The following is a 23,533-nucleotide window of genomic DNA, read 5'->3' on the forward strand; positions in this document are numbered from 1 at the left end:
GGTGCCGTGCTTGGGGAAGCAGGACTATGCGGCCACAATGCGACGTTGATATGCCCTCACCAGCAGCGAGATACCAAAGTTGAGCACAAAGTACATCGCAAACACCAGGCCGTAGAGCATAAGCACCTGCGACAGGTCGATCGCGTGGGCCATCACGACGTTTGCCGTGTACATGAGCTCGGCCACGTTAATGCCCGAAAGATACGAGCTGTCCTTGATGACGGTCGTGCACTGGCTAAACAGCGCCGGAATGATCGTCTTAAACGTCTGCGGCAGAATGATGTAGCGCATGGTGGCAAAGAAGCCAAAGCCCTGGCTCTGCGCCGCCTCAAACTGGCCGCGCGGAATCGAGTTGAGGCCGCCGCGCACAATCTCGGCCATAACGGCGCTGGTAAACAGCGTAAAGGCGATGGTCGAAATCACAATGTCCAAACCCTGCACCGTAAAGTAGATAAACAGGATCCACAGCAAGTTTGGCGTGCAGCGGAACAGCTCGATATAGGCGCTCACCAAAATACGGAATGGACGGGGCGCGTAGCTTTTAACGAGCGCCAGCACCGTGCCAAAGATGAGCGAGAAAAAGATCGACAGCGCCGAGATCTCGATCGTCTTAACAAAGCCGCCCCAAATGTAGAGCAGGTTGGTCGCGTTGAAGATTTCCATGCGCTAGGCCTCCTCTACGTTGTCGAGCCCCAGCTCGGCCAGGCTCATGCCGCGCGGGCGCTCCTTGGAGCGGCGCTCGAGCCACTGCACCAGCATGGCGAGCGGAAAGCAGATGATGAAATACATAAGGCAGCAGACGATGTATCCCTGCAGGTAACCGTACAGACTCACAAAGTTGTCGGAACGGTACATAAGGTCGCCGCCGGCCACAAGCGCTAGCACCGACGTGTTTTTGACCAGGTTGAGTGCCTGGTTACACAGCGGCGGCAGAATGATCTTGAACGTCTGGGGCAGCACGATGTAGCAGTATGCCTGCGCACGGGTGAAGCCCTGGCTCTGGGCCGCCTCCATCTGGCCACGCGGAACGGCCTCGATACCGGTACGGATGACCTCCGAAATGTAGGCAGCGTGATACAGGCCCACGCCCAAGAAGCCCAGCACAAACGGCGCGATACGCACCGGCTGGTCGGCACCGGTTATGGCCTGCAAAAACTGCGGACCGGCCATGTACATAAAGAGCACCTGCACGGGCAGCGGGGTGTTCTGGTAAAACTCCACGTACACGCGGCTTATGGCGCGCAGAACGCGAGAACGAGTGGTAGAGAACACGCCCAGCAGCGTGCCCAGCACCAGCGACAGCAGCAGACCGGCAACGACCACCTGCAGCGTCACGCCAAAGCCCTCCCAGAAGGGCCCCATGTTTTGGAATGTCGTCGACCAGCGGTCGGCGTCAAACAATCCTTCGAGCATTTGATTCCTTCCTTGGACGATGCGCCTATACAAGACCCCAGGTCTTAACCTCTTGGTCGAGCCAGCCGTCGGCCAGGCGATCGCATATCACCTGATCGACCACGGCCGAAAGATCACAGCCCTTCTTGGTCGCCACGCCGTAGCCCTGCTCGCCAAACTTGACCTCGGGTTGCAGCAGCTCGACGGTCTCGTTCATGTAACCGGCCAGCGTGGAGCGGTCCATGGCAAAGACGTCGATATTGCCGGCATCGAGCGAACTCTTAATGATGGGGTAGCCGCTAAAGGCCCTAAACTCGGGCTCGCAGCTAAAGCCGTTGTCCTTGATCATCTGCTCGATCAGGCCCTGCGTGGTGGCACCCTGGCTCACGCCAATGACCTTGCCGTCCAGGTCCTCAATCGAGGTAAAGCCCGAACGCTTCTTGACCATGAGTCCCACGTAGTCGGTGCGGTACGGCGTCGAGAAATCCCAGCTCTTCTTGCGCTCGTCGGTGATGGTGTAGGTCGCCGCGACCACGTCGAGCTGGCCGTTATCGATCAGTGGGCCGCGCGTCTTGGGCGTTACGTCGGTAAACTCGACAAGCTCCTGGGCACGGGCCTCCTTGTAGCTCACGCCAAAGACGGCAGCGGCGATCTGGTAGCACAAATCGACCTCCATGCCCTCAAAGCGGCCCTTGGCGGTGTCGTAATAGCCGTAGCCAGGAACGTCCTTCTTAACGCCGGCATTCAGATGGCCACGCGACTTGATGGCCGCAAGCTTAGACCCCTTGTCGGAGCCCTCGCCGCCGGTGGAGTTGTCGCAACCGGTAAGCGCGGTCCCCGTCAGCGCGAGCATACCGGCGCCCGCCAGCTGCAAAAAGTGGCGGCGCGACACGGCCGCCCTCGTCATATCCGTCATGTCCATCACCGCGCCTAGTGCAGAATCTTGGACAAAAACTCGCGGCAGCGCGGGTTCTCGGGGTTATCGAAGAAGTGCTCGGGTGTGCCCTCCTCTAGGATGCGGCCGTCCTCCATAAAGATGACGCGGTCGGCCACCTGGCGCGCAAAGCCCATCTCGTGCGTCACGCAGATCATGGTGATATCCTCCTGCGCGAGCTCAATCATAACGTCCAGGACTTCCTGGACCATCTCGGGGTCGAGCGCCGAGGTCGGCTCGTCAAACAGGATGATGGGCTGCTTGGTGCACAGGGCACGGGCAATGGCGATGCGCTGCTGCTGACCGCCCGAGAGGTTCTGCGGATACTCGCCGGCCTTATGCGCCATGCCGACGCGCTTGAGCGCGGCGATGGCGATCTCGGTCGCCTCCTCCTTACTCTTCTTTTGCAGCTTGATGGGCGCGAGCGTCAGGTTGCCCAGCACCGTCATGTTGGGATATAGGTTGAACTGCTGAAACACCATGGAGCTGTACTTGCGAGCCATCTCCAGATGATTCTTCTTGGTGAGCGGCGTACCGTCGATGATGACCTCGCCCGACGTGGGCTCCTCCAGATAATCGACGCAACGGATGAGCGTGGACTTGCCCGAGCCGGAAGGCCCGATCATTACGAGCTTCTCGCCGCGCTTGACGGTGAGGTTGATATCTTTGAGCACATGCAGGTCGCCAAAGTACTTGTTGAGATGCTTGATCTCGATCATGTCTGCCATGAATATCCCTTCCCTGCGCTTACACGAATTGCTCTATTTTACGGAAAGAACCACGTTTCCGCAGCCCACACTACATTCCCGTAAAGAACCCGCAACCTTTAACCCACTCATTGGGGACAGACTTAAATGAGTACCCAGCCCACCAAAAAGGGGCGCGACCATGACGGCCATACCCCTCAAGAACCGAAAATAATACAACCGCCCTTGTTGAGCATAAGTCAGCGAAAACCCGTACACGCGAGCAAGGTGACGTGAAATGAAAGGGCGCAGACCTCATGGTCGCGCCCTTGAAATTGAACGTCAGATTGCCGCGTGTACGGGTTTGCAGCGTCAAGCCGTTACGCGGTTTGGTAAAACCGCGTAACAAATTACACGAGTTTGCCGCCGACGATCTTTGCCGCGGCCGGCTTATCGAAGTTGCCGCCGGTGGCCTTGCCGAGCGCCCCCATAACCTGGCCCATCTGCTTCTTGGATGTGGCGCCCAGCTCGGCGATGACCTGCTCGATCAGCGCCTCGAGCTCCTCACCCGAAACCTGGGCGGGCAGCAGGCTCTCCAGAATCTTGACCTGCTCGGTCAGGTTGTCGGTACGATCTTGATCGGTACCGGCCTTGATGGACATCTCCAACGTCTCGCTTGTCTGCTTAATCAGACGCTTGATCATGCTGTTGACGTCTTCCTCGGTCACGTCGCGGCGCTCGTTGACCTCGATGTTCTTAACCTCGGCCTTGACCTGGCGAATGATAGACAGGCGAACCTTGTCCTTGGCCTTCATGGCGGCAATCATTTCCTGCTGCAGCTCTTCGTTGGTCATCTGCAAATCCTCCTCAATAGTGTGGGCGGCACTCGCACGAGCACCGCCCCTTGATTACTCAGTCGTCGACGAATCGTCGGTCGAGCTCTTGGTGACGCCCTTCAGGCTCACGTTATAGGGCACGTCCTTGGGCATGGGGTTGACGGTAATGTCGGCATCCTTCGTGTACTTCTCCAGCCACTCGTTGTATGCCGTGCCCGATGCCTGGGTCTTCACCACATTGGAAACGTACTTCTTAATAGCCTTGGGCACCTGATTGATGTCATCGACCTGGCCATCGACATGGAAGTAGTCGGTGCACTTGATGATGTGGTAGCCATACGTCGACTCGACCACGTCGCTCACATCGCCCTTGTTAAGGCCCTCGAGCGCCGTCTGGTAGCTGTCGACAAAGGTGGTGAGCTTATCCCAGCCCACGTCACCCTTCTTCTCCTTGGAACCGGTGTCGTCGGAATACTGCTTCACGGCATCCTCAAAGCTCAGCTCGCCGGAGTTGATCTTATCCAGGCACTCCTGCGCCTTGGCCTTGGCGGCGGCCTTGTCCTCGTCGGAAGCGTCGGAATCAACCTTGATCAGGATGTTCGACGAGCGGCGGGCATCGTTGTAGTTAGACAGGTTCTCGTTAATGTAATCGACAATCTCGCTGTCCTTGGGCTTGCTGGTGGGAGCAACGGCATCCTTAAGTTTCTGCTGCGCCAGGCTCTCCTTGAGCGAGTCCTTGTAGGTGTCCTCGGTATAGCCGTAGGTCTTAAGGGTCTCCTTAAAGGTCTTGGCGCCGCCCGCGCTCTTGCAGGCGTCCTTCCAAGCCTTCTCTACTTCCTCGTCCGAAACCGTCACGCCGTTCTCCTTCTGCGCCTGCTGGAGCAGAATCTGCTGCGTATAGGAATCGATGAGCTGTTTGCGGTACTTCTTGGGCGTCAGGTCGTTATTGACCAGGTACTGCGCCCAATCCTTGTCCTTGGTATAGCCGTAAGACGTGCGCATGCTCATGATCTGCTTGGTTACGGTGTCCTCGGTGAGGTTGGTGCCGTTGATAGTAGCAGCCACACCGCCGGTCAGTTTGTAACCCGAGTTATTGTTCTCGGTCTGCGACATCAAACCGGAGCACGCCATCGCCGAGACGGAAAGCAGCATCGCCAGCACGCCGATAACCACCAGGACGATCTTGACGGTCTTGGACACATAGGTCTTGCGCTGCTTCTTGCGAGAGCTGGAGGCAGCGCGGGACCGTTGCTCGGGCGTCGGTGCGGCCTCTGGGTTCTTTTTCTTGTTTGCCATAGTTGGCCTTTCGCATCACGAATCGAACAAACGTCATTGTGTCACAACGCAGCCCCGCGGCACACCTGGTGCATGGGAGACAGGTCAATCTGCACCATTTTGGTGCAAAGGGGACAGCTCCGACAGCTAGGGACGTTCCTTTTCTGCCGGCAGTTAGGGACAGTCCCCAAATGCCGGCCCTAGAAGTGGCGGCGGATGGCGTCGACCATGCCCTGGGACGAAGTCTGACCGAGCACGTCGGCTGCGGCGTCGGCATCCATAAAGATATTCATGAGCGCTTGCAGGGCCTCGACCTGGCCGCCCGGCTCGGCAATACCCAGATTGATGATGATCTGCGCCGGCACGGGGGCACCCATGCCCGCCATAGCATTGAACGTCACGGGCGCGGAGGGCTTCATCACCGCGATATAGGGCTTAGCCACAAACCCCGGATCGGTATGCGGGATGGCAATATTGGCCGCCGGCATAGCGAGGCCCGTGGGATAGATGTCCTCGCGCGTACGGACGGCATCGAGCCAACCGGACGCAATGTAGCCGCGCGGAGCGAGCTCGCCCTCGAGCCGCGCAAACACCTCATCCGGCGTCGCGCACTCCCAATCAAAAAACACCAGCTCAGGCGCGAATAGCATCTCTGCGTTATCCGCCATACCGTCCTCCAAAGTTGCATGAGGTTCACAATGCCCCATATGATAGCGAAACCAGACAGGCAAGGTTAGCCGAGGATCCCAATCATCTCGAGTGCGCGGGCAGGCGTCAAGCACACCTCGGGCATCGCCTCCAGCATGCGCCGGTCGCTCGTGACCACGTAGTCAACATCTGCCGTCTCGCCCGAAGCGATGATGAGGTTGTCTTCGAGATCCGGCATGCGCTTGCCAAGCATGCGCGCCATCTCGCACTCTGCCACCGAAAGCGGAGAGGCAGTTGCCACCTGCATCATGTGCTCGATGCAGGCCCATGACGCCGAGGCAAACGAAACGTTAATCCCATTCGCATTCCGCCGGGCTAGACGCCGAGGCAGGATATAGAACACATCCTTTGCCGTCGTGGGCGCGTACAGAAGATCAATCTTTTCCGCCTCGGCCAGTTCAACTAATCTCTTCGCTTCGTCGAACGCCCCCTCTTGCAGGTAATAATCGAGCCAAACGTTCGTATCTACCAAGAGACGCTTTGCCTCGATCATCGACAATTCGCCTCAATATCGGCAATCATCGTGTCATACATATCATCTCGTACGGCATCCCAGTCTTCCGCAGATGATCCAACTGGCGCAAAATCCGAAGCACTTAGCCCCAGCGATGAAAAAGCTAGGCCACACCCCTGCTCAGCCAGGCTCTCCGCGCGGGGTGCCTCGCGCTTATCCGTCACCATAAATCCCGGCAACGCTTGATGCTCGACAAGATAGGCCCAAAGTGCACGAACGGCATCGCTCGGCCCCAATCCATTGCGTGTCAGGACCGCATCGCCACCAGCCTTGAGCATAGGATCGATTCGTGTGTTGAGCTGCACCGTTGCTGCACCCATAGCGGCTCCTCTCTACTTGCTAGCAGTATAGCAAACATAAAAGGCCACGCAAAAGGGCCCCACCCACACGCGGACGAGGCCCTATCGGATTTCTTGGAATGGGAATGGTGCCCGTCACGTTATCCAGAGCCCAAAATCAAAGAGATATTAAGCTGATTGGGGCACATGCGATTCCATGTGCCCCAATCAGCTTTTTGATAGTTTACGTCGCAAGGAAAACCAAGCGAATCCTTTTACGCACGATGGCGCGCCGGGTCAATCGCCACCTTGCCGCTCTCCAACACGTGGACGCGGCCGTCAGCGAGCATCTGCACGACTTCGGGATACAGCACGTGCTCGATCGCATGGATGTGCTCCTCGAGCGTGTCGACATCCCAACCTTCCTCAACAGCCAGCGCGCGCTGGGCGATGATGGGACCGTTGTCGTAGATCTCGTTGGCAAAATGCACAGTCACACCGGTCACCTTGACGCCGCGCGTAAAGGCATCGTCGATCGCATGCGCACCGGTAAAGCTCGGCAGCAGCGCCGGATGCAGATTGACAACGCGGTTGGGGAACGCCGCCAGCAGCGGCGTATGCACCATGCGCATGTAGCCAGCCATGACCACATACTCGCAGCCGCGCTCGAGAAGCTCGTGCGCAATAATCTCGTCGGCGGCGATAGGGTCGGCGTAGACATCCTTGGAGAGCGTCAGCGTCTGGATACCCGCACGCTCTGCACGCTGCAGGCCCTTGGCCGAAGGACGGCTCGACACCACGAGCTCGATCGAAGCATTGAGCTTGCCGGCGGCGATCAGGTCGATCAACGCCTGTAGGTTGGTGCCCGAACCGCTGATGAGCACGCCGATCTTGAGCGGCTCGGTGGTATCGGTGCCGGTCGGACGGGTATAGGGCGCAAAACCCAGGCCCTCGGCGGCAGCCGTCTGCTCGTTAGCGCTCATCGGAGTACACGACCTTACCGGAGCCCTCGACGCATTCGCCCACGCGGAACGGCTTCTCGCCCAGCGCGACCAGGGCATCGGTTACCGCGGCCTCATCTTCGGGAGCGACAATCAGGCACAGGCCGACGCCCATGTTGAAGGTCTTGCATGCCTCGTTGGGCGTAAGCTCGGCCTGGTGCGAAACATAGGCGATGACGGGCGGAATGTCCCAGCCCATCTCGGCGCCATTGCGGGTGACCACGGCGTCGACGTCGTCGGCCAACGCACGGTTAAGGTTCTCGGTGATGCCACCGCCGGTGATATGGGCGATGGCGTGCACCGGAGCGCCGCCGCGGAGCAGCTCAAGAATCGGCTTGACGTAGATGCGCGTGGGGGCCAGCAGAGCGTCTGCCAGTGATGCGCCGCCGAGCTCCTCGAGCGGACGGCTCAGCTCCTCGGCCTTAGCGGCGGCCTCGGGCGTACCCGGCTTGATGCCGTCAACGCCGATGACCTTACGCACGAGCGAGTAGCCGTTGGAGTGCACGCCGGTGGAGGGAAGGCCCAGAATCACGTCGCCGGGGCGGACGTTGGCGGGGTCGAGCATCTTGGAACGGTCGACGACACCCACGGTAAAGCCGGCGAGGTCGTAGTCGGCGGGAGCCATGACGCCCGGGTGCTCGGCCATCTCGCCGCCCACGAGCGCGCAGCCCGCGAGCTTGCAGCCGTCTGCCACGCCCTTGATGATCTTTGCCATGTGCTCGGCCTCGATGTGGCCGATGGCAACATAGTCCAAAAAGAAGAGCGGCTCGGCGCCCGAAGCCAAAATGTCGTTGACGCACATGGCAACCAGGTCCTGGCCCACCGTCTCGTGACGGTCCATAATCTGGGCGAGGACGAGCTTGGTGCCCACGCCGTCGGTGCCGCTGATCAGGATCGGGTCTTCCATATCCTTAAGTGCGGCGGCCGAGAACAGGCCACCAAAGCCACCGATGCCACCGATAACCTCGGGACGGTTGGTATCCTTAACCATTTGCTTAATAGCGTCGACGGCGCGGCCGCCCTCGGCGGTATCGACGCCGGCATCCTCATACGTCACATGCTTGCTGTCGCTCATCTGAGCCTTCCTCTCCCACTACTGTTTGACACACAGACGCCAAACAGTGCTCATAGTTGCGTTCATATCGGCGCACACCGCAGCGGTGCGCGCCGTCATATCAACAAAACAGCAGATAAAACCTGCCAAAATAAACCTGTCCCTAAATGGCAGGTTTTAGGCCTCGCCGTGCTTCTCTTCCCAGCTGCGGTCATCGTATTTCTCGACCACGGCGTCGTCGCCAAAGTGCAGCGGCTTATCCAGGTTGCGGGGCTTAAAGCCCTCCATAAACTTGTCGCGGCCAAAGCTCTCGGGAATCGCCACGGGATAACGGCCGGTAAAGCACGCATCGCAGTAGCCGCCCTTGGGCATGACCTTCAGCAGGCCCTCGACCGAAAGGAAGGCCAGCGAATCGGCGCCGATGTACTCGCAGATCTCATCGACCGTCTTGTTAGCGCTGATGAGCTGCGACTGCACGTCGGTATCGATGCCGTAGAAGCACGGCCAGATGACCTCGGGCGAGTTGATGCGGATGTGAATCTCCTTGGCGCCGGCGTTGCGCAGCATCTTGACGAGCTGCACCATGGTGGTGCCGCGAACGATGGAGTCGTCGATGACGACCAGGCGCTTGCCCTCGATATTGTCGCGCAGTGGGTTGAGCTTCATGCGCACGCCCATGGCACGCAGCTCCTGCGTGGGCTCGATAAACGTACGGCCCACATAGCGATTCTTGATGAGGCCCTCGCCAAAGGGAATGCCGCTCTCGCGCGAATAACCCTCCGCAGGCGGCAGACCGGAGTCGGGCACGCCGATGACCAGGTCGGCATCGACGGGCTCCTCGTGTGCCAGCTGACGACCCATGTCGTAACGGCAGGCGTAGACGCTCTTGCCGTTCATGATGGAGTCGGGGCGGGCAAAGTAGACCTGCTCAAAGATGCAGTTAGCGGGCTCTTCGGCAGCGGGCACACCCTGCTCGGATACCAGGCCCTCGGCACTGATGCGCAAGATCTCGCCGGGACGGACATCACGGACATACTCGGCGCCCACGATATCGAGTGCACATGTCTCGGAGGCAACGACCCAGCCGCCAGCGCGCGTGACATGAGCGGCAGCGTCGACCGTCGCGGCGTCGTCTTGCGACGGTAGCTGCGAAACGGATGCGGCGTCGGCCTGGTCCAGGCCCTCGTCCACGAGCTTGCCCAGCACCAGCGGACGAATGCCATGTGGGTCGCGGAAAGCGTAGAGTGCCTGCTCGTTGATGAGCGTCATGGCGTAGCCGCCGCGCACGAGCTCCATGGTCTTGCGAATGCCCTCGCGCAGGTGGCCCGTACGCTGGGTAAAGTAGCCAATGAGCTTGGTCGCGACCTCGGAATCCGAATTGGAGAGGAACGGCACGCCGAGCTCGATCAGCTGGCGGCGCAGCTCGTCAGTGTTAACCAGGGTGCCGTTGTGCGCAAGCGCGATGATGACGCTGTTGATGGTGGAAAGATGCGGCTGCGAGGCTTCCCAGCTCTTGGCGCCGGCGGTACCATAGCGCACGTGGCCCACAGCCAACTGGCCGGAGAGCGTCGACAGGTCGGCGTTGGAGAACACGCGATCGAGCAGTCCCAGGTCTTTGCGAACCATAACCGTGCCGCCATCGCCCACGGCGATTCCCGCCGATTCCTGGCCGCGATGCTGCAGCGCACGCAGACCAAAGTACGTCAGTCGAGCCACGTCGCGATCGGGTGCCCACACACCAAAGATGCCGCATTCCTCATGCAGCTGGTCGGAGTCCGGATCGTACGTCGACATGGTCGTCACCCGTCCTGTAGCACGCTCGGCCGCGCGGATGGTTTCTTGAGACATGGCATCCCCTCAGAGCCTCGTTATTTGGCGTTACCTGCCCTATTATACGCACGGCAAGACAAGCACTCCCGCGCATGAACAGCGGTTTTTAAAAGCCCACCGAGCTTATAATCCGTTTTGCGGCCAAACATTTTATCGGGCAACCCGCCCTCGGGGCCAACGGTCCCGTATGTTTCCGTCGCGACGCGTCTCGCCCACCGTTAGGGCTTACATTGCTGCAATTGGGCCATTCGTCCTGTCTTTAAGCAGGTCGGCGGCGTATCCTTGTAACCTACAACAAAACGAGAAAGGTTCCGTATGGATCGAAACGAACTCGACCCCAGCGTCCCCAGCGCCACGGAGGTCAAGAAGATTCCCCTCATCATTAAGGTGTACGCCGTCCTGTGCATCCTGTCCGGCGTAGGCACGCTCCCTTCGGTCGGCGCTTTTATGTGGCAGGTCATCACCGCGCTCATCAACGGCAACGCCGCCGCCAAGCTCGGCGACAACACGCTCGTCGCGGTCGGCCTTATCGTCGCCGGCATCATGCTCTCGGCGGCGAGCGCGGTCATCTTGATCATCTTTGGCCTGGACCTCATCAAGAACCAGCGCCGCAACGCCGCGCGCCTGTCCTATATCCTTATCGCACTTACCGTCATTGAGCTTTTGGTCGACGTGATGCTCCAGGGTATCGGGCCGTTCTTGCTGCGCCCCGCCATCCAGCTCGGCATCCTCGTCGCGCTTTCGGCCACTGTTGACCCCACGCTTCGTCAGGAGCGCGAACTGCAGCGCCGCCTGCAGGAGATGCTCGATCGCGACGCCGCCGCCGAGGGCATGCTCGGCCGCGATGAGACCGGCGAGGGCTACATTAAGCTCAACTACTTCAACCTGTTCTGGGTATTCTTTGTCTGCTGCGTGCTCGGCCTGATCCTGGAGGACATCTGGCACATGACGGTCGACGATCCAGGCGTCTACCAGAACCGCGCCGGCATGCTATTTGGCCCCTTCAGCCCCATCTACGGATTTGGCGCCGTACTCATGACCATGGTGCTCAACCGCTTCTACAAAAAGAACCCCATCATTATCTTTTTGGTGAGCGCCCTGCTTGGCGCAAGCTTTGAGGTCTTTGTGGGCTGGTTTATGCAGACCTCGTTCGGTGTGGTCTCGTGGAGCTACTCGCATATGAAGCTCTTTGGCATGCCCGATCCGCTCGCCGTGCTTACGGGCGGTCGCACTTGCACGGGCTTCGCCTGCCTGTGGGGTCTGGGCGGACTCATCTGGATCAAGCTGCTGCTGCCCAGATTGCTCAAGCTCATTAACATGATTCCCTGGAAGAGTCGCTACTCAGCCACCGTCATCTTTACCATCATCATGCTGGTCGACGGCGTCATGACGCTGCAATCGCTCGACTACTGGTACCAGCGTGTCAACGGCACGGCCAGCGATATTCCCGTTGCGCAGTTCTACGGAAAGTACTTCGATGACGAGTATATGGAAAATCGCTTCCAGAGCATGACCATGAGCCCCAAGGACGCCACACGCGTGTAGCGAGCGCCGGCACAAAACAGCCCCAACACACCAAAGCCCGCTGGCAGATCTACATGAACTGCCGGCGGGCTTTCGCTATAGACAGACTCGGATTGCCGACGAGGCCTTACGCCTCGCGCTCGACCTCGCTCACGCACTCGTTCTTGATGGTGCCGACGAGCGACTGCAGCGCATCGACCACATGCGGGCGGATATCCCCTCCAATAAGTACAAGCATGATGTCATCGCCCACGGCAAGCTCACCGCTCGCCAGCCATACGCGCACATAGCCGATGCCAGGCATCGCACGCGTCGCTTCGATGGCAGACCGTACCTTGTCGGCGTCGTAGCCAAACACCATGCCGCTTACTTTATGACCCGGCGCCACGCCATCGGTCTTGACACCACGGGCCTCAGACTTGGGCGTTGCGCGCACCACGCCGTTATGCGTCAGGTACATACCGCACGCCGGTGCCGAGGCGTCGGCCTTGGCCTCGCGCAGCCAGACATCGACCGAAGGCATCATCTTGCCATTCTCAAGCATCATTTCCCCTTATTGTCGTCGAGTAGCCTTGGGGCGGGGTTCCTTATAGCTACCCTTCGATTACCAGCCAGATTCTCTGTCAAACAGAATGAGAGCGACTAAAAGATCCCCGTCCCAAATTAGCCACCCTCGGGCAATTTATTCTTCAACCGGCGTGAGCACCATCACGGCACGCGTATCGCTAAAGGAAAGGGAGCGGCAGGTGATGAGCGTTACGGCCTTGGTTGCCGAAGACGCACGATCACTCGCATCATAGGCCTTCGCCGATGCTCCATCCAGCATTTCGGAAAGATAGTTCTTTAGACCGTCTTCGCCATCGAAGCTCGGTGTGCGCGCTTTGTTATACGTATCCTCGACAATCTTGGTCACGAGCGGCTTGAGTTTATACGTACCGTCGCGCGTAATGTAGTACACATACTCGATGCTATCGAACTTTGCCTGGTCGGTTGTGTCCGAAATAATGTTGAACATCGAGCCGTCGTTCATATGATGGCCATAGATCGTGGTCTGCTGGTCCACCATACCGGGGGCCGTATCGTCGCAGTCCAGGAAAATTGCACCGGAAGCGTTGGATGTACCGTCAAACAACGTGTTGAGGTACTTGGAGTTATTGTTGGCCTGAACCACCGGATAATTGATAGTAGTATCCGGAACGTAAATCCAGCCGACAATCTCGGGGTTCGTCTGCGCAAGGGCATCAAAATCAACGACGGGGATGCCGCTGCCATCCTTATCGCTCACATATTGTTTCTCGATCTTTGCATACGAGTCGCTTGCCTGTTTGTAGCCAATTTGCGCATTGATGTAGATAGCCGCTGCGGCAACAATCAATCCGATTCCGACAATGATGAGCAAGATAGGGAAAATCGACCGACGTTTTTTGCGCGGCTGTTGGACATGTCCCGCCGAGTCCTTATGGGCCGGTGGCGTAGTACGCTGCGGCGATTTCGCCGTGCTATACGCCGAAGGACGGTATGCGGCAGGCGTATTCTGGCGCTGGCGGCGCTGCCCTGTCGGCACCACGGGGCGTGGGGCACGGGCATGCTGGGGAGAGGATGCCCGACCCTGCTGAGGCGCACGACTGTCAGCGGGCTTTGAAGGGTCGGGGATTTGAGAGGACCTAAAACGTTTTCCCTGATAGTCGGACATAACTCTCCTTATGGCACAAAAGGAATGGTGGCGATCTTACGCGTCAGCCATCTCCTGTTTCATTTTCTCAATGACCGTACGATACTCGGGGTCGCAAGCGCCCAGAATCTGTGTGGCGTAGATAGCGGCGTTCTTGGCGCCGTTGATGGCAACACAGGCTACGGGCACGCCCGAAGGCATTTGCACCATCGACAACAGCGAATCCATGCCGCCCAGGTCACTCGTCTTCATAGGAACACCGATAACCGGCAGCGGCGTAAAGGCAGCCACGACACCGCCCAAGTGAGCGGCCTTGCCGGCGGCGGCGATAATCACCTTGATACCGCGATCGGCAGCAGTCGAAGCCCACTCGTGAACCTTCGCCGGCGTGCGGTGCGCGCTTGCGATCACGAGCTCATAGGGCACGCCCAGCGCCTCGAGCTCGGCGGTGCAGCCTTCCATAACGCCCAGATCGGACTTGGAGCCCATGATGATCCCGACAACCGGCTTCTGATCTGCCATAAATAAAGACCTCCTGTTGAGAGCGGTGACGCGGCCAATCCGCGACCCTTAACTACTGAGAGTAGTATAGCCGCTCCCGTCCCTGCGGTCTGTTGGTGCTCTGCGGCGGCCCGGTGTTTTCATCTTCACTCCGGTTGCTACGCAAAGTCGTTCAGATGAAAACACCGGGCCGCCGCAGAGCACCTTCGACCTACCGGGAATTGCCATGACGTACGTTGGCTGAAATAATGAGCTTCCCTTGCTTCGCAAAGTCGCTCAGCTAAATAACCCAGCCCGCCGCGGGGCACCCGGGGACCTACCGGATATTGCCATGACGTACGTTGGCTGATTTGGTTTGGAATGGGAGGTTGACGAGGCTGAAAGTCCCTCCTACATAACGTGGGCGCCGTCGTTCGAATGAACGACGGCGCCCACACTCAATTTTATTCAGCCCCAGTCATCGCGCAAAGCCCCTTCTGCAGCACACGGTGCAGCAAAGTCACCGCAGGCCGGGGCGGGAGGGGCCGAGTTTCCTCCTGAGCGACTCTGCTTGCAGCCGGAGCGAAAGGGGGAAATCTCGGCCCCTCCCGCCCCGGCCGACCAGGTCACATTACACCGTGTACTGCGGCAGGTCCTGCAGGGCGATGACGTCCATGCCCATGTCGTTGGCGCTGCCGTGGCCCTGCTGGTCCTCGCGCACCGCCTCGATAGCACTCACGTAGGTGTTGGCGGCAGACATCGCCGTCACGCAGGTCACGCCGCGGCGCACCGCCTCGGTGCGCAACAGATAGCCGTCGCCGCGCGAGCCCGGGCCGTACGGCGTATTGATGATCACCGCGATCTTGCCATCGGCGATAAGGTCACCGATGTTGGGACGTTCGCCGTCGTGCGGGCCGCTGATCTTTTCCACGACCTCGCACGTCACGTTGCCTCCACGCAGCACGCGCGCCGTACCCTCGGTAGAGCAGATGTCAAAGCCCAGATAGCGCAGGATGCGCGCGACCGAAAGGATGTGACGCTTGTCGCGGTCGCACACGCTAATGAATACCTTGCCGCTGCTGGGATCAGGCAGCTTGTAGTCAATAGCCAGCTGCGTCTTGGCATATGCCTCGGGATAGCTCTTGGCAATGCCCATGACCTCGCCCGTCGACTTCATCTCGGGCCCCAGGATAACGTCGGCTCCCGGGAAACGACCCCAGGGCATAACGGCTTCCTTCATGCAGAAGCAGTCCAGCTGGCGCTCGTCGCTCGGCAGGCCCAGGCTCGCGATGGAATCGCCCGCCATGATGCGCGCCGCGCACTTGGCCAGCGGCACGCCGGTGGCCTTGGAGATAAACGGCACGGTACGGCTGGCACGCGGGTTGGCCTCGATCACGTAGACGGTCTCGCCCTTGATGGCATACTGCACATTGACCAGGCCGCGAACTCCCAGCGCCATCGCAATGCGGCGCGTGGTCTCGCGGAGCTTCGCCTGCAGACTCTCGCTAAAGCTAAACGGCGGAATGCAAGTCGCGGAGTCACCGGAGTGGATACCGGCCTCCTCGATATGCTCCAGAATACCGCCGATGTAGACTTCCTCGCCGTCGCACAGGGCATCGACATCGGACTCGATCGCGCCCTCCAGGAAGCGGTCGAGGTACACCGGGTAGTCGGGGCTAATGCGCGCAGCCTCGGCCATGCAATCGTGCAGATGCTCGGCATCGTAGGCGATCATCATACCGCGGCCGCCCAACACATAGCTCGGACGAACCAGCAGCGGGTAGCCGATATGCGCAGCCACGGCCTCGGCCTCCTCAAACGAGGTGGCCTGACCCGCCGGCGGGTACATAATGCCCAGCTTGTCGAGCAGGGCGGCAAAGCGCTCGCGGTCCTCGGCAAAATCGATGGCATCGGGCGTGGTACCCATGATGTTCACGCCGCTCTCCTCGAGCATGCGCGCCAGCTTAAGCGGGGTCTGGCCGCCGAGCGTCACCACGACGCCGTCGGGGCGCTCAACATCGATAACGTCCATGACGTCCTCGTAGGTGAGCGGCTCAAAGTACAGACGATCGGACGTGTCGTAGTCGGTCGAGACGGTCTCGGGGTTGCAGTTGACCATGATGGTCTCGAAGCCACGGGCCGCCAGCGCATAGCTCGCGTGCACGCAGCAGTAGTCAAACTCGATACCCTGGCCGATACGGTTGGGGCCGGCACCCAGAATCATCGCCTTGGGCTTATCTGCCGGCGTGGTCTCGTCGGGGGCAACGCACTTCTTGGCGACCGGGCTCGTGCGGTAGATGTTTTCGTAGGTCTTGTAGTGATACTCCGTGGCACTCGAGAACTCAGCAGCGCAGGTGTCGACCGTCTTCATGCTGGGAACCACGCCCAGACCCTTACGGTAAGCGCGAACAAAGCGCTCGTCCGAGCCGGTCAGCGCGGCAATCTCGGCATCGCTCGTGCCATACTGCTTGAGCAGGCGCATCGCGTCGGCGTCGATGTCCTCCACGCGCAGGCCGCGAATGCTCTCCTGGACCTGCACCATATCGTTGATACGGTTGAGATACCACGGATCGATGCCGCAGATGGCGTGGATGCGCGCGACATCCCAGCCACGACGCAGAGCCTCGACCACAAAGAAGATGCGGTGCTCAGTCGGGGTGCCCACGGCCTGAGCGAGCTCGTCGTCGCTCAGCTTATCGGCACCTTCCTTGCCACCAGCGCAAATGCCCTGATGCCCGTCCTCCAGCGAGCGCATGGCCTTGCCAAAGGCCTCCTCAAAGGTGCGGCCGATCGCCATGATCTCGCCCACGGCTTTCATGCGCGTTGTGAGCGTGGGGTCGGTACCCTTGAACTTCTCAAAGGCAAAGCGCGGCACCTTGACCACACAGTAGTCGATCGTGGGCTCAAAGCAGGCAGGCGTGGCTTTGGTGATGTCGTTGACGATCTCGTCGAGCGTGTAGCCCACGGCCAGGCGAGCGGCGGCCTTGGCGATGGGGAAGCCCGTGGCCTTGGAGGCCAGTGCGGACGAACGGCTCACGCGCGGGTTCATCTCGATGACGATCAGGCGACCGGTCTGCGGGTTCACGGCAAACTGCACGTTGGAGCCACCGGTCTCGACGCCGATCTTCTCCAGAATGGCGAGCGAGGCGACACGCATGCGCTGATACTCAAGGTCGGAGAGGGTCTGCGCCGGCGCCACGGTGATGGAGTCGCCGGTATGCACGCCCATGGGGTCGAGGTTCTCGATGGAGCACACGATGATGCCGTTGCCGGCGTGGTCGCGCATGACCTCCATCTCGTACTCTTTCCAACCCTCGATGGACTCCTCGACCAGCACCTCGTGGGCGGGCGAGAGCTCAAGGCCCTGGCTCACGATGGAGACGAGCTCCTCGTGGGTGTGCGCGATGCCGCCGCCGGCGCCGCCCAGGGTAAAGCTCGGGCGCAGCACGCAGGGATATCCCACGCGCTCGGCGATGGCCTCGGCGTCGGCCACGCTGTAGGCATAGCCCGAGCGCGCGACCTCCAGGCCGATCTCGGCCATGGCCTCGTTAAAGAGCTTGCGGTCCTCGCCGCGCTCGATGGCGGCAAGGTCGCAGCCGATCATCTCGACGCCGTACCGGTCGAGCGTGCCGTCCTTTGCCAGCTCGACGGCGGCGTTCAGACCGGTCTGGCCGCCCAGCGTGGGCAGCAGCGCGTCCGGGCGCTCCTTCTTGATCACGCGCTCGATAAATTCGGCGGTGATGGGCTCGACATAGGTGCGGTCGGCCAGGCCCGGGTCGGTCATGATGGTCGCCGGGTTGGAGTTGACCAGGATGACCTCAAAGCCATCCTCCTTGAGCACCTTGCAGGCCTGGGCGCCGGAGTAATCGAACTCGCAGGCCTGGCCAATGACGATGGGGCCCGAGCCAATGACGAGGATGCGCTTGATGTCAGTACGTTTAGGCATGTTAGTTCTCCTCGGTCTCGGTCGTGGCGGAACCATTGTCGGCAAAGTTCCAGCCAGCCAGGCGGTCCTTCGCGGTATCGATGTCCAGGTAGTTCTCCTCGCCGTCCATGAGTCGCGTAAAGGCGGTAAAGAGATAGTGGGCATCGGTGGGGCCGGGCGAGGCCTCGGGGTGGTACTGGACCGAGAAGCACGGGGCGTCGAGCAGCTGAATGCCCTCGGCGGTGCCGTCGTTGAGGTTCACGTGCGTCAGGCGAATGCGGCCAAAGCGCTCGTTCATCACGACGGGCGCGATACCACGGCGCACCCAGACGCGCAGATCGCCGTCGGCCGCATGATCGGTCTCGCCGCCCGAAAGTTCGGGGACAAGCCTGCCCAAGCTGGGGAACAGCAGGCCAAAGCCATGGTTTTGCGCGGTAATTTCCACGCGGCGGCTGACCAGGTTCATAACCGGCTGGTTACCGCCACGGTGACCGAATTTGAGTTTTTCCATCTGGGCGCCGCATGCCAAGCTGATCATCTGGTGCCCCAGGCAAATGCCAAAGACGGGCACCTTGCCGATCAGCTGCTGCACCTGCTCGTAGGTCTCTACCACGGCATCGGGGTCGCCGGGACCGTTGGACAAAAAGACGCCATCGGGATTCATGTCGAGTACCTGACGCGCGGGTGTATCCCACGGCACGACGGTGAGGTCGCAGCCAGCACGGACCAGACCCTCCAGGATGCCACGCTTGACACCGCAGTCGTACGCGACCACGTTGTGGCGGGCGGGAGCGGGGGCCGCAAGCGCAAAGCCATGCTCGGCAGGCAGATCGCTTCCGGCGAACGGATGGGGTGCAGGGCAGCTCACGGTCTTGACCAGGTTCTCCCCCACCAGCGTGGGAGCAGAGGCCAAGCGCTCGGCAAGCTCGTCGATGTCGAGGACCTCAGTCGAGATAATGCCCATCTTGGAGCCATTGTCGCGCAGGTGGCGCACCAGGGCTCGGGTGTCGACGCCCTCGATAGCGACGATGCCGTGTGCGCGCAGGTACTCCGGCACGCTGACGGCCGAGCGCCAGTTAGAAGGCGTGGCACACATGTCGCGCACGATCATGCCGCGCATGGCGGGAGCACTCGCAGGGCGTACGTCATCGCCGGGGAAGGCGGACTGGACATCGGTCTCGTCGATGCCATAGTTGCCAATCTGCGGATAGGTCATGGTAACGATCTGGCCAGCATAGCTCGGGTCGGTCATAACCTCAAAGTAACCCTCGAGTGAGGTATTGAAGCAGACTTCGCCGGTCGCGGTGCCCTCGGCACCACATGCACGGCCATAAAAAATGGTCCCATCCTCAAGGTACAGGATGCAGGGACCGCAAGCACCCTTGCTGGTTTTGGCCAGCATGCGCTGGCACAGTTCGCTGGGCGCGATGGTGCGGGCAGCAGCGCCCGCAATATGGTTGTTCGCCATAGTTCTCCTTCCCGGTCTCTCGGGACCGGCTTAAAGGTGTGTAGTTAGGCCTCGCGGTATTCTAACCGTAAGTATGCCGTATGGCGTTAATTACATAGAATTGTTTACAAAATTATAATTATGACTTCTTATGCATAATGATTTTTCTGGGACGGGGATTAAAAAATCATTCTGAAAGCAGAGCTTTGTCGCTGAGTAGTCAATTTGGGACGGGGCTATTTTAGCTGCCCCGTCCGTCAATCAACCTAACCGTCGTGCCACCAGCCGGGGCAGCTAAAATAGCCCCGTCCCAAATTGACTACTCGCCAACCGCATACATGACAGAATGATTTTTTAATCCCCGTCCCAGAAAAATCGTCCCGCGTGGGCTTGCGGCTCACGCGGGATGTCATCGTTCTATGTGGCTGCGGACTACTTTTGCTTGTCCTGCTCAAGTAATTCGGACGGGGTGCGGCCAAGCTTGCCGCCACGGAAAATCTCGCGGCCGTGCAGGCGGTGCTCCAGGTCACGTTCGGCCTTTTCCTCGTCAATCTTAGTCTGGCTCACCGCCGGGTCCTCGATGAGCGACGATACCGAGTTCACCTGTTTCTGAATACGCTCGGCAATGGTGTCATCCATGCTCACGATACGCATCTTCCAGTCGATATTGGTGGCGTTGGAAGAGCTCTTGGTCCAGACGAACGTCATGATGGCACTCTGGTGGCCCTGGGCGGGAAACATGCCAAAGAAGGAATCATGCTGAATCCTGCTGTCCTCGTCGATATAGGCGTGGACGTTATACACCACACGGTCAATCTTGTCGTTGAGCAGGGCATTGGTTGCGAGCGCCGCCGCCTGAATCTGACCGTTGGACAGCAACTCGAGTTCATTGGCAGAAGACGTGTCCAGCACCGTCACCTCAACCGTGCCCGTACCCTCGTCGGCCTCGTCGACGGTAAAATCGAGCGGGAACTGCGTAAAGCCGTTGCCCCATTCAAGTCCACCTTTGAGCGCGGTCGAAACGGTATCCACCGAAACGCTCTCGGAGAGGTTCGCGGTGTTCAGGCGTCGCATCACGCCGTAGCCGATCTGCATGCCCACAATCAGCACCAGGATGCCGATAACCACGGCCATGGCAGTTTTCGTAATGGTATGGCTCACCTGCGAACCCGAAGGATCGTCCTCGGACAGCGGGTCGATATGTTTTGCCTGGCTCGCGCGATCCTCGCTGCGCAGCCGCGCCAGTGTCGCCTTGTCACCGCGTTTGACGGCAGACTCTTTCTCGCGCATGCGCTCGGTACGCTTTTTGGCGAGTGTAGGATCCAAGACGCCGGATGCATCGATTTCGGAGAATAACTCCGTCACTTCTTCCGGAGTCAGATGGTTCTTATCAGCCATAACCTTCCTGTCATATCAATCAGTCGAGCTCGTGCGCACGCGCACCTTCGAACTGCATTCGATAGTAACGGGCATAAGTGCCGCCACGGGCGAGAAGCTCCTCGTGCGTGCCACGTTCCACAACGCGACCATGCTCAACGGTCGCAATCTCGTCGGCATGCTTAATGGTCGAGAGACGGTGAGCGATGATGATCGTGGTGCGGCCACGCGCCAAGCGCTCGAGCGACTCCTGCACCGCCTCCTCGCTCTCGTTATCCAGAGCACTGGTCGCCTCATCCAAAATAAGGATCTTGGGATTTTTGAGAAACACGCGCGCGATGGCGACGCGCTGCTTTTGACCACCAGAAAGACGGCTGCCGCGCTCGCCCACCACGGTGTCGTAGCCCTGCGGAAGCGACTCGATAAAAGCATCGATGTTGGCGCGATGGGCCGCCTCGGCGATTTCTTCTGCCGTGGCGCCCGGCTTGCCATAGGCGATGTTCTCGCCAATCGTTCCGTCGAACAGATAGACATCTTGCTGCACCAGGCCGATGGATCGGCGCAGGCTACGCTGCGTCACGTCGCGCACATCCTGGCCGTCAATGCTAATGGAGCCGGCGGCAACGTCGTAAAAGCGCGGCAACAGCGAACAAGTCGTTGATTTGCCGCCGCCCGAGGGACCAACCAAAGCGATGGTTTGACCGGGCTTAATGGACAGATCCATATGGTCGATAACGGGACGCGTCCCGTCGCCCGCGCCCAGCTCGACATCCTCGTAGCTAAAGCACACGTCGCGATACTCAACAGCGCCGGCCGTCACCTGCAGATCCGCAGCACCCGGCTTATCCTGAATATCGGGAACAGTCGAGAGCACCTCGTCCATGCGCTTAAAGCCGGCGATGGCTTTCTGATACGTCTCGGCCGAATTGACGAGCGTCTCAAGCGGCGTGCAGAACAGCGAAATGTAGAGCGCGAAGGTTGCCATATCGACCGCCTGCAGCTGGCCTTGGGCAACGAGCCAACCGCCCAGCAGCACCACGATTACATAGAGCACGCCCGAGAGCAGACCATACGTCGCGGTGTAGACGCCCATGGCGTGATACATGTTTTCCTTGGACGAAAGGTAGCGATCGTTAGAGGCACGGAACTTAGAGCGTTCGGTCTGCTCATTGGCAAAGCTTTTGACCACACGCATACCCGCCAGCGAATCCTGCAGCTGCGCATTGATGCCGCTGATCTTTTTGCGGTTATCGCTAAAGACCTCGCGCATGCGCATATTCTGCCAAAACATAATGACCGCGAACACCGCCGTCACCACGGCCATGGCGAGCGCGAGCACAGGCGCAATGGTAAACAGAATCACAAACGAGCCAATGATCTCGATACCGCAAATAATGATCCATTCGGGCACGTGGTGCGCCGCCTCGCAGATATCGAACAGGTCGTTGACCACGCGGCTCATCATGTCACCCGAGCTGTTGCGATCAAAGTACGCAAAGCTAAAACGCTCGTACTGATCGAACAAGTCCTCGCGCATCTTGGACTCCATGCGCGCGCCCATCACGTGGCCCCAATAGCTCACAAAGTAGCGGCAGGCGCAGCGGGTGGCATACATCAGCACCAGTCCCACCGCGATCATACCGAGCGCCTGCATAATGGCAGTCTGGCCCTGGGTAAACAGCCCGCCGCACAGATTGCGCAGGATAATGGGAAACGCCAGGTCAATGGCGGCGAGCACCAGGGCGCAAATGGTATCGGCAACAAAAAGCCCCATCTGGGGCTTGTAGTAAGACAGAAAACGCTTCAGCATGTGATCCTCAAAGAAATATCAGCAACATAAGACCCTGGGACAAAGCAATCAGTAGTACTTGTCCCAGGGCTATCCCCACTCGTTACAGCTCAGAACCACCAAGGCGGTGCGCGATGCTGTCGCAGGCAAGTGCGCCCACGACGGTCTTGGCATCCTCGATCTTGCCGTCGAGCACGGCATCGATCAGCTCGTGCAGCGGCACCAGGTCAACGTTGACAAACTCGTCATCGTCGGGGTTGGGCGCATCGAACTCGAGCTTGGTGGCCAGGTAGATGTGAATAATCTCGTCGCAAAAACCGCAGGTCGTGACAATAGACGTTAAAAAGCGAATGCGCCCGGCCTTAAAGCCCGTCTCCTCATGCAGCTCGCGCCTGGCACAATCGAGCGGGTCCTCGCCTGGATCGAGCTTGCCGGCGGGAATCTCAACCGTCACGCGGTCGATGGCGGTGCGGTACTGACGCACCAGTACGATCTTGCCGCTCTCGGTCAGCGCCACAACGGCTGCCGCACCCGGATGGCGAACGATATCGCGGGCGCTGCGGTGACCGTTGGGCAGCTCAACCTCAAGACGGTGGACGTCGAGGATCTTGCCCTTCCAGGCGCACTCCTCCGAAAGAATCTTCTCGTGCAGCTCGGCATCGTGCGGGTCGTCGTCGCCCAGCACCAGCGCCGGCTCGTCAGCGACCTCGCCACCAGGCTCGCCCTCGGCGTGCCCATACATGCGGCTGTCCTCTTCGACGATTTGCGCGTCCACGAGCTCTTCGTTCTTCTCGTCCATCCGTCTCATTCC

At 59.8% G+C, this 23,533-nt stretch carries 21 protein-coding genes; 1 reads left to right on the forward strand and 20 read right to left on the reverse strand.

Features of this window, described 5'->3' with window-relative positions:
- Window positions 1-24: 24 nt before the first annotated feature.
- From ACQQ92_RS01460 to purF, 12 genes are all read right to left on the reverse strand, one after another.
- On the reverse strand, window positions 25-663 hold the full coding sequence (locus tag ACQQ92_RS01460; RefSeq protein ID WP_055285379.1) for an amino acid ABC transporter permease: 639 nt from the start codon (window positions 661-663) through the stop codon (window positions 25-27).
- A 3-nt stretch (window positions 664-666) separates the two neighbouring features.
- Complete coding sequence (locus ACQQ92_RS01465) at window positions 667-1,413, reverse strand: amino acid ABC transporter permease (RefSeq protein WP_427728857.1); 747 nt, start codon at window positions 1,411-1,413, stop codon at window positions 667-669.
- 25 nt (window positions 1,414-1,438) lie between these two features.
- Entirely contained in the window at window positions 1,439-2,314 is an 876-nt protein-coding gene (locus ACQQ92_RS01470; protein ID WP_427795601.1) for a transporter substrate-binding domain-containing protein, read from the reverse strand.
- 8 nt (window positions 2,315-2,322) lie between these two features.
- Complete coding sequence (locus ACQQ92_RS01475) at window positions 2,323-3,054, reverse strand: amino acid ABC transporter ATP-binding protein (RefSeq protein ID WP_055251548.1); 732 nt, start codon at window positions 3,052-3,054, stop codon at window positions 2,323-2,325.
- Between the two features lie 368 nt (window positions 3,055-3,422).
- A complete protein-coding gene (locus ACQQ92_RS01480) occupies window positions 3,423-3,866 on the reverse strand; it encodes a GatB/YqeY domain-containing protein (protein WP_427717979.1) in 444 nt (147 codons plus the stop codon).
- Window positions 3,867-3,920: 54 nt separating this feature from the next.
- Window positions 3,921-5,144, reverse strand: coding sequence for a peptidylprolyl isomerase (locus ACQQ92_RS01485; protein ID WP_427795602.1), 1,224 nt, complete (start codon window positions 5,142-5,144; stop codon window positions 3,921-3,923).
- A 179-nt stretch (window positions 5,145-5,323) separates the two neighbouring features.
- Window positions 5,324-5,791, reverse strand: coding sequence for a PTS sugar transporter subunit IIA (locus ACQQ92_RS01490; RefSeq protein ID WP_427793748.1), 468 nt, complete (start codon window positions 5,789-5,791; stop codon window positions 5,324-5,326).
- A 65-nt stretch (window positions 5,792-5,856) separates the two neighbouring features.
- Entirely contained in the window at window positions 5,857-6,324 is a 468-nt protein-coding gene (locus tag ACQQ92_RS01495) for a PIN domain-containing protein (RefSeq protein WP_427795603.1), read from the reverse strand.
- A complete protein-coding gene (locus ACQQ92_RS01500; protein ID WP_427795604.1) occupies window positions 6,321-6,665 on the reverse strand; it encodes a type II toxin-antitoxin system RelB/DinJ family antitoxin in 345 nt (114 codons plus the stop codon). The genes ACQQ92_RS01495 and ACQQ92_RS01500 overlap by 4 nt, the downstream gene beginning before the upstream one ends.
- A gap of 233 nt (window positions 6,666-6,898) precedes the next feature.
- Window positions 6,899-7,606 carry a phosphoribosylglycinamide formyltransferase gene (purN, locus tag ACQQ92_RS01505; RefSeq protein ID WP_427795605.1) on the reverse strand — a complete coding sequence of 236 codons (708 nt, stop codon included), beginning with the start codon at window positions 7,604-7,606 and terminating at the stop codon, window positions 6,899-6,901.
- Window positions 7,596-8,699, reverse strand: a complete 1,104-nt coding sequence (gene purM / locus ACQQ92_RS01510) for a phosphoribosylformylglycinamidine cyclo-ligase (RefSeq protein WP_427795606.1) — start codon at window positions 8,697-8,699, stop codon at window positions 7,596-7,598. Before purM ends, purN begins: the two co-directional genes overlap by 11 nt.
- A gap of 156 nt (window positions 8,700-8,855) precedes the next feature.
- Window positions 8,856-10,526 (reverse strand): amidophosphoribosyltransferase, encoded by a 1,671-nt coding sequence (purF, locus tag ACQQ92_RS01515; protein ID WP_427717962.1) that lies wholly within the window; start codon window positions 10,524-10,526, stop codon window positions 8,856-8,858.
- A 297-nt stretch (window positions 10,527-10,823) separates the two neighbouring features.
- Between purF and ACQQ92_RS01520 the strand changes: the two genes are divergently transcribed.
- A complete protein-coding gene (locus ACQQ92_RS01520; RefSeq protein WP_427795607.1) occupies window positions 10,824-12,053 on the forward strand; it encodes a putative ABC transporter permease in 1,230 nt (409 codons plus the stop codon).
- A gap of 106 nt (window positions 12,054-12,159) precedes the next feature.
- Here ACQQ92_RS01520 and ACQQ92_RS01525 read toward each other — a convergent pair whose 3' ends face one another.
- From ACQQ92_RS01525 to ACQQ92_RS01560, 8 genes are all read right to left on the reverse strand, one after another.
- A complete protein-coding gene (locus ACQQ92_RS01525; protein WP_427795608.1) occupies window positions 12,160-12,576 on the reverse strand; it encodes a molybdenum cofactor biosynthesis protein MoaE in 417 nt (138 codons plus the stop codon).
- 138 nt (window positions 12,577-12,714) lie between these two features.
- Window positions 12,715-13,431 carry a class B sortase gene (locus tag ACQQ92_RS01530; RefSeq protein ID WP_427795609.1) on the reverse strand — a complete coding sequence of 239 codons (717 nt, stop codon included), beginning with the start codon at window positions 13,429-13,431 and terminating at the stop codon, window positions 12,715-12,717.
- Window positions 13,432-13,761: 330 nt separating this feature from the next.
- Window positions 13,762-14,226 carry a 5-(carboxyamino)imidazole ribonucleotide mutase gene (gene purE / locus ACQQ92_RS01535; protein ID WP_373575402.1) on the reverse strand — a complete coding sequence of 155 codons (465 nt, stop codon included), beginning with the start codon at window positions 14,224-14,226 and terminating at the stop codon, window positions 13,762-13,764.
- Between the two features lie 589 nt (window positions 14,227-14,815).
- Window positions 14,816-18,130 carry a carbamoyl-phosphate synthase large subunit gene (gene carB / locus ACQQ92_RS01540; protein WP_427795610.1) on the reverse strand — a complete coding sequence of 1,105 codons (3,315 nt, stop codon included), beginning with the start codon at window positions 18,128-18,130 and terminating at the stop codon, window positions 14,816-14,818.
- Between the two features lies 1 nt (window position 18,131).
- Entirely contained in the window at window positions 18,132-19,577 is a 1,446-nt protein-coding gene (carA, locus tag ACQQ92_RS01545) for a glutamine-hydrolyzing carbamoyl-phosphate synthase small subunit (RefSeq protein WP_427795611.1), read from the reverse strand.
- Between the two features lie 411 nt (window positions 19,578-19,988).
- The gene (locus ACQQ92_RS01550; protein WP_154516741.1) at window positions 19,989-20,954 is read right to left on the reverse strand and encodes a hypothetical protein; all 966 of its coding nucleotides are present in this window, start codon (window positions 20,952-20,954) and stop codon (window positions 19,989-19,991) included.
- Between the two features lie 19 nt (window positions 20,955-20,973).
- A complete protein-coding gene (locus ACQQ92_RS01555) occupies window positions 20,974-22,743 on the reverse strand; it encodes an ABC transporter ATP-binding protein (RefSeq protein WP_427729202.1) in 1,770 nt (589 codons plus the stop codon).
- 82 nt (window positions 22,744-22,825) lie between these two features.
- Window positions 22,826-23,521: an NUDIX domain-containing protein gene (locus tag ACQQ92_RS01560; RefSeq protein ID WP_195838565.1), complete on the reverse strand. Its 696-nt coding sequence runs from the start codon at window positions 23,519-23,521 to the stop codon at window positions 22,826-22,828.
- Between the last annotated feature and the right edge of the window lie 12 nt (window positions 23,522-23,533).

It is taken from the genome of Collinsella sp. SGI.241, from assembly GCF_050312955.1.
GTDB lineage: Bacteria > Actinomycetota > Coriobacteriia > Coriobacteriales > Coriobacteriaceae > Collinsella.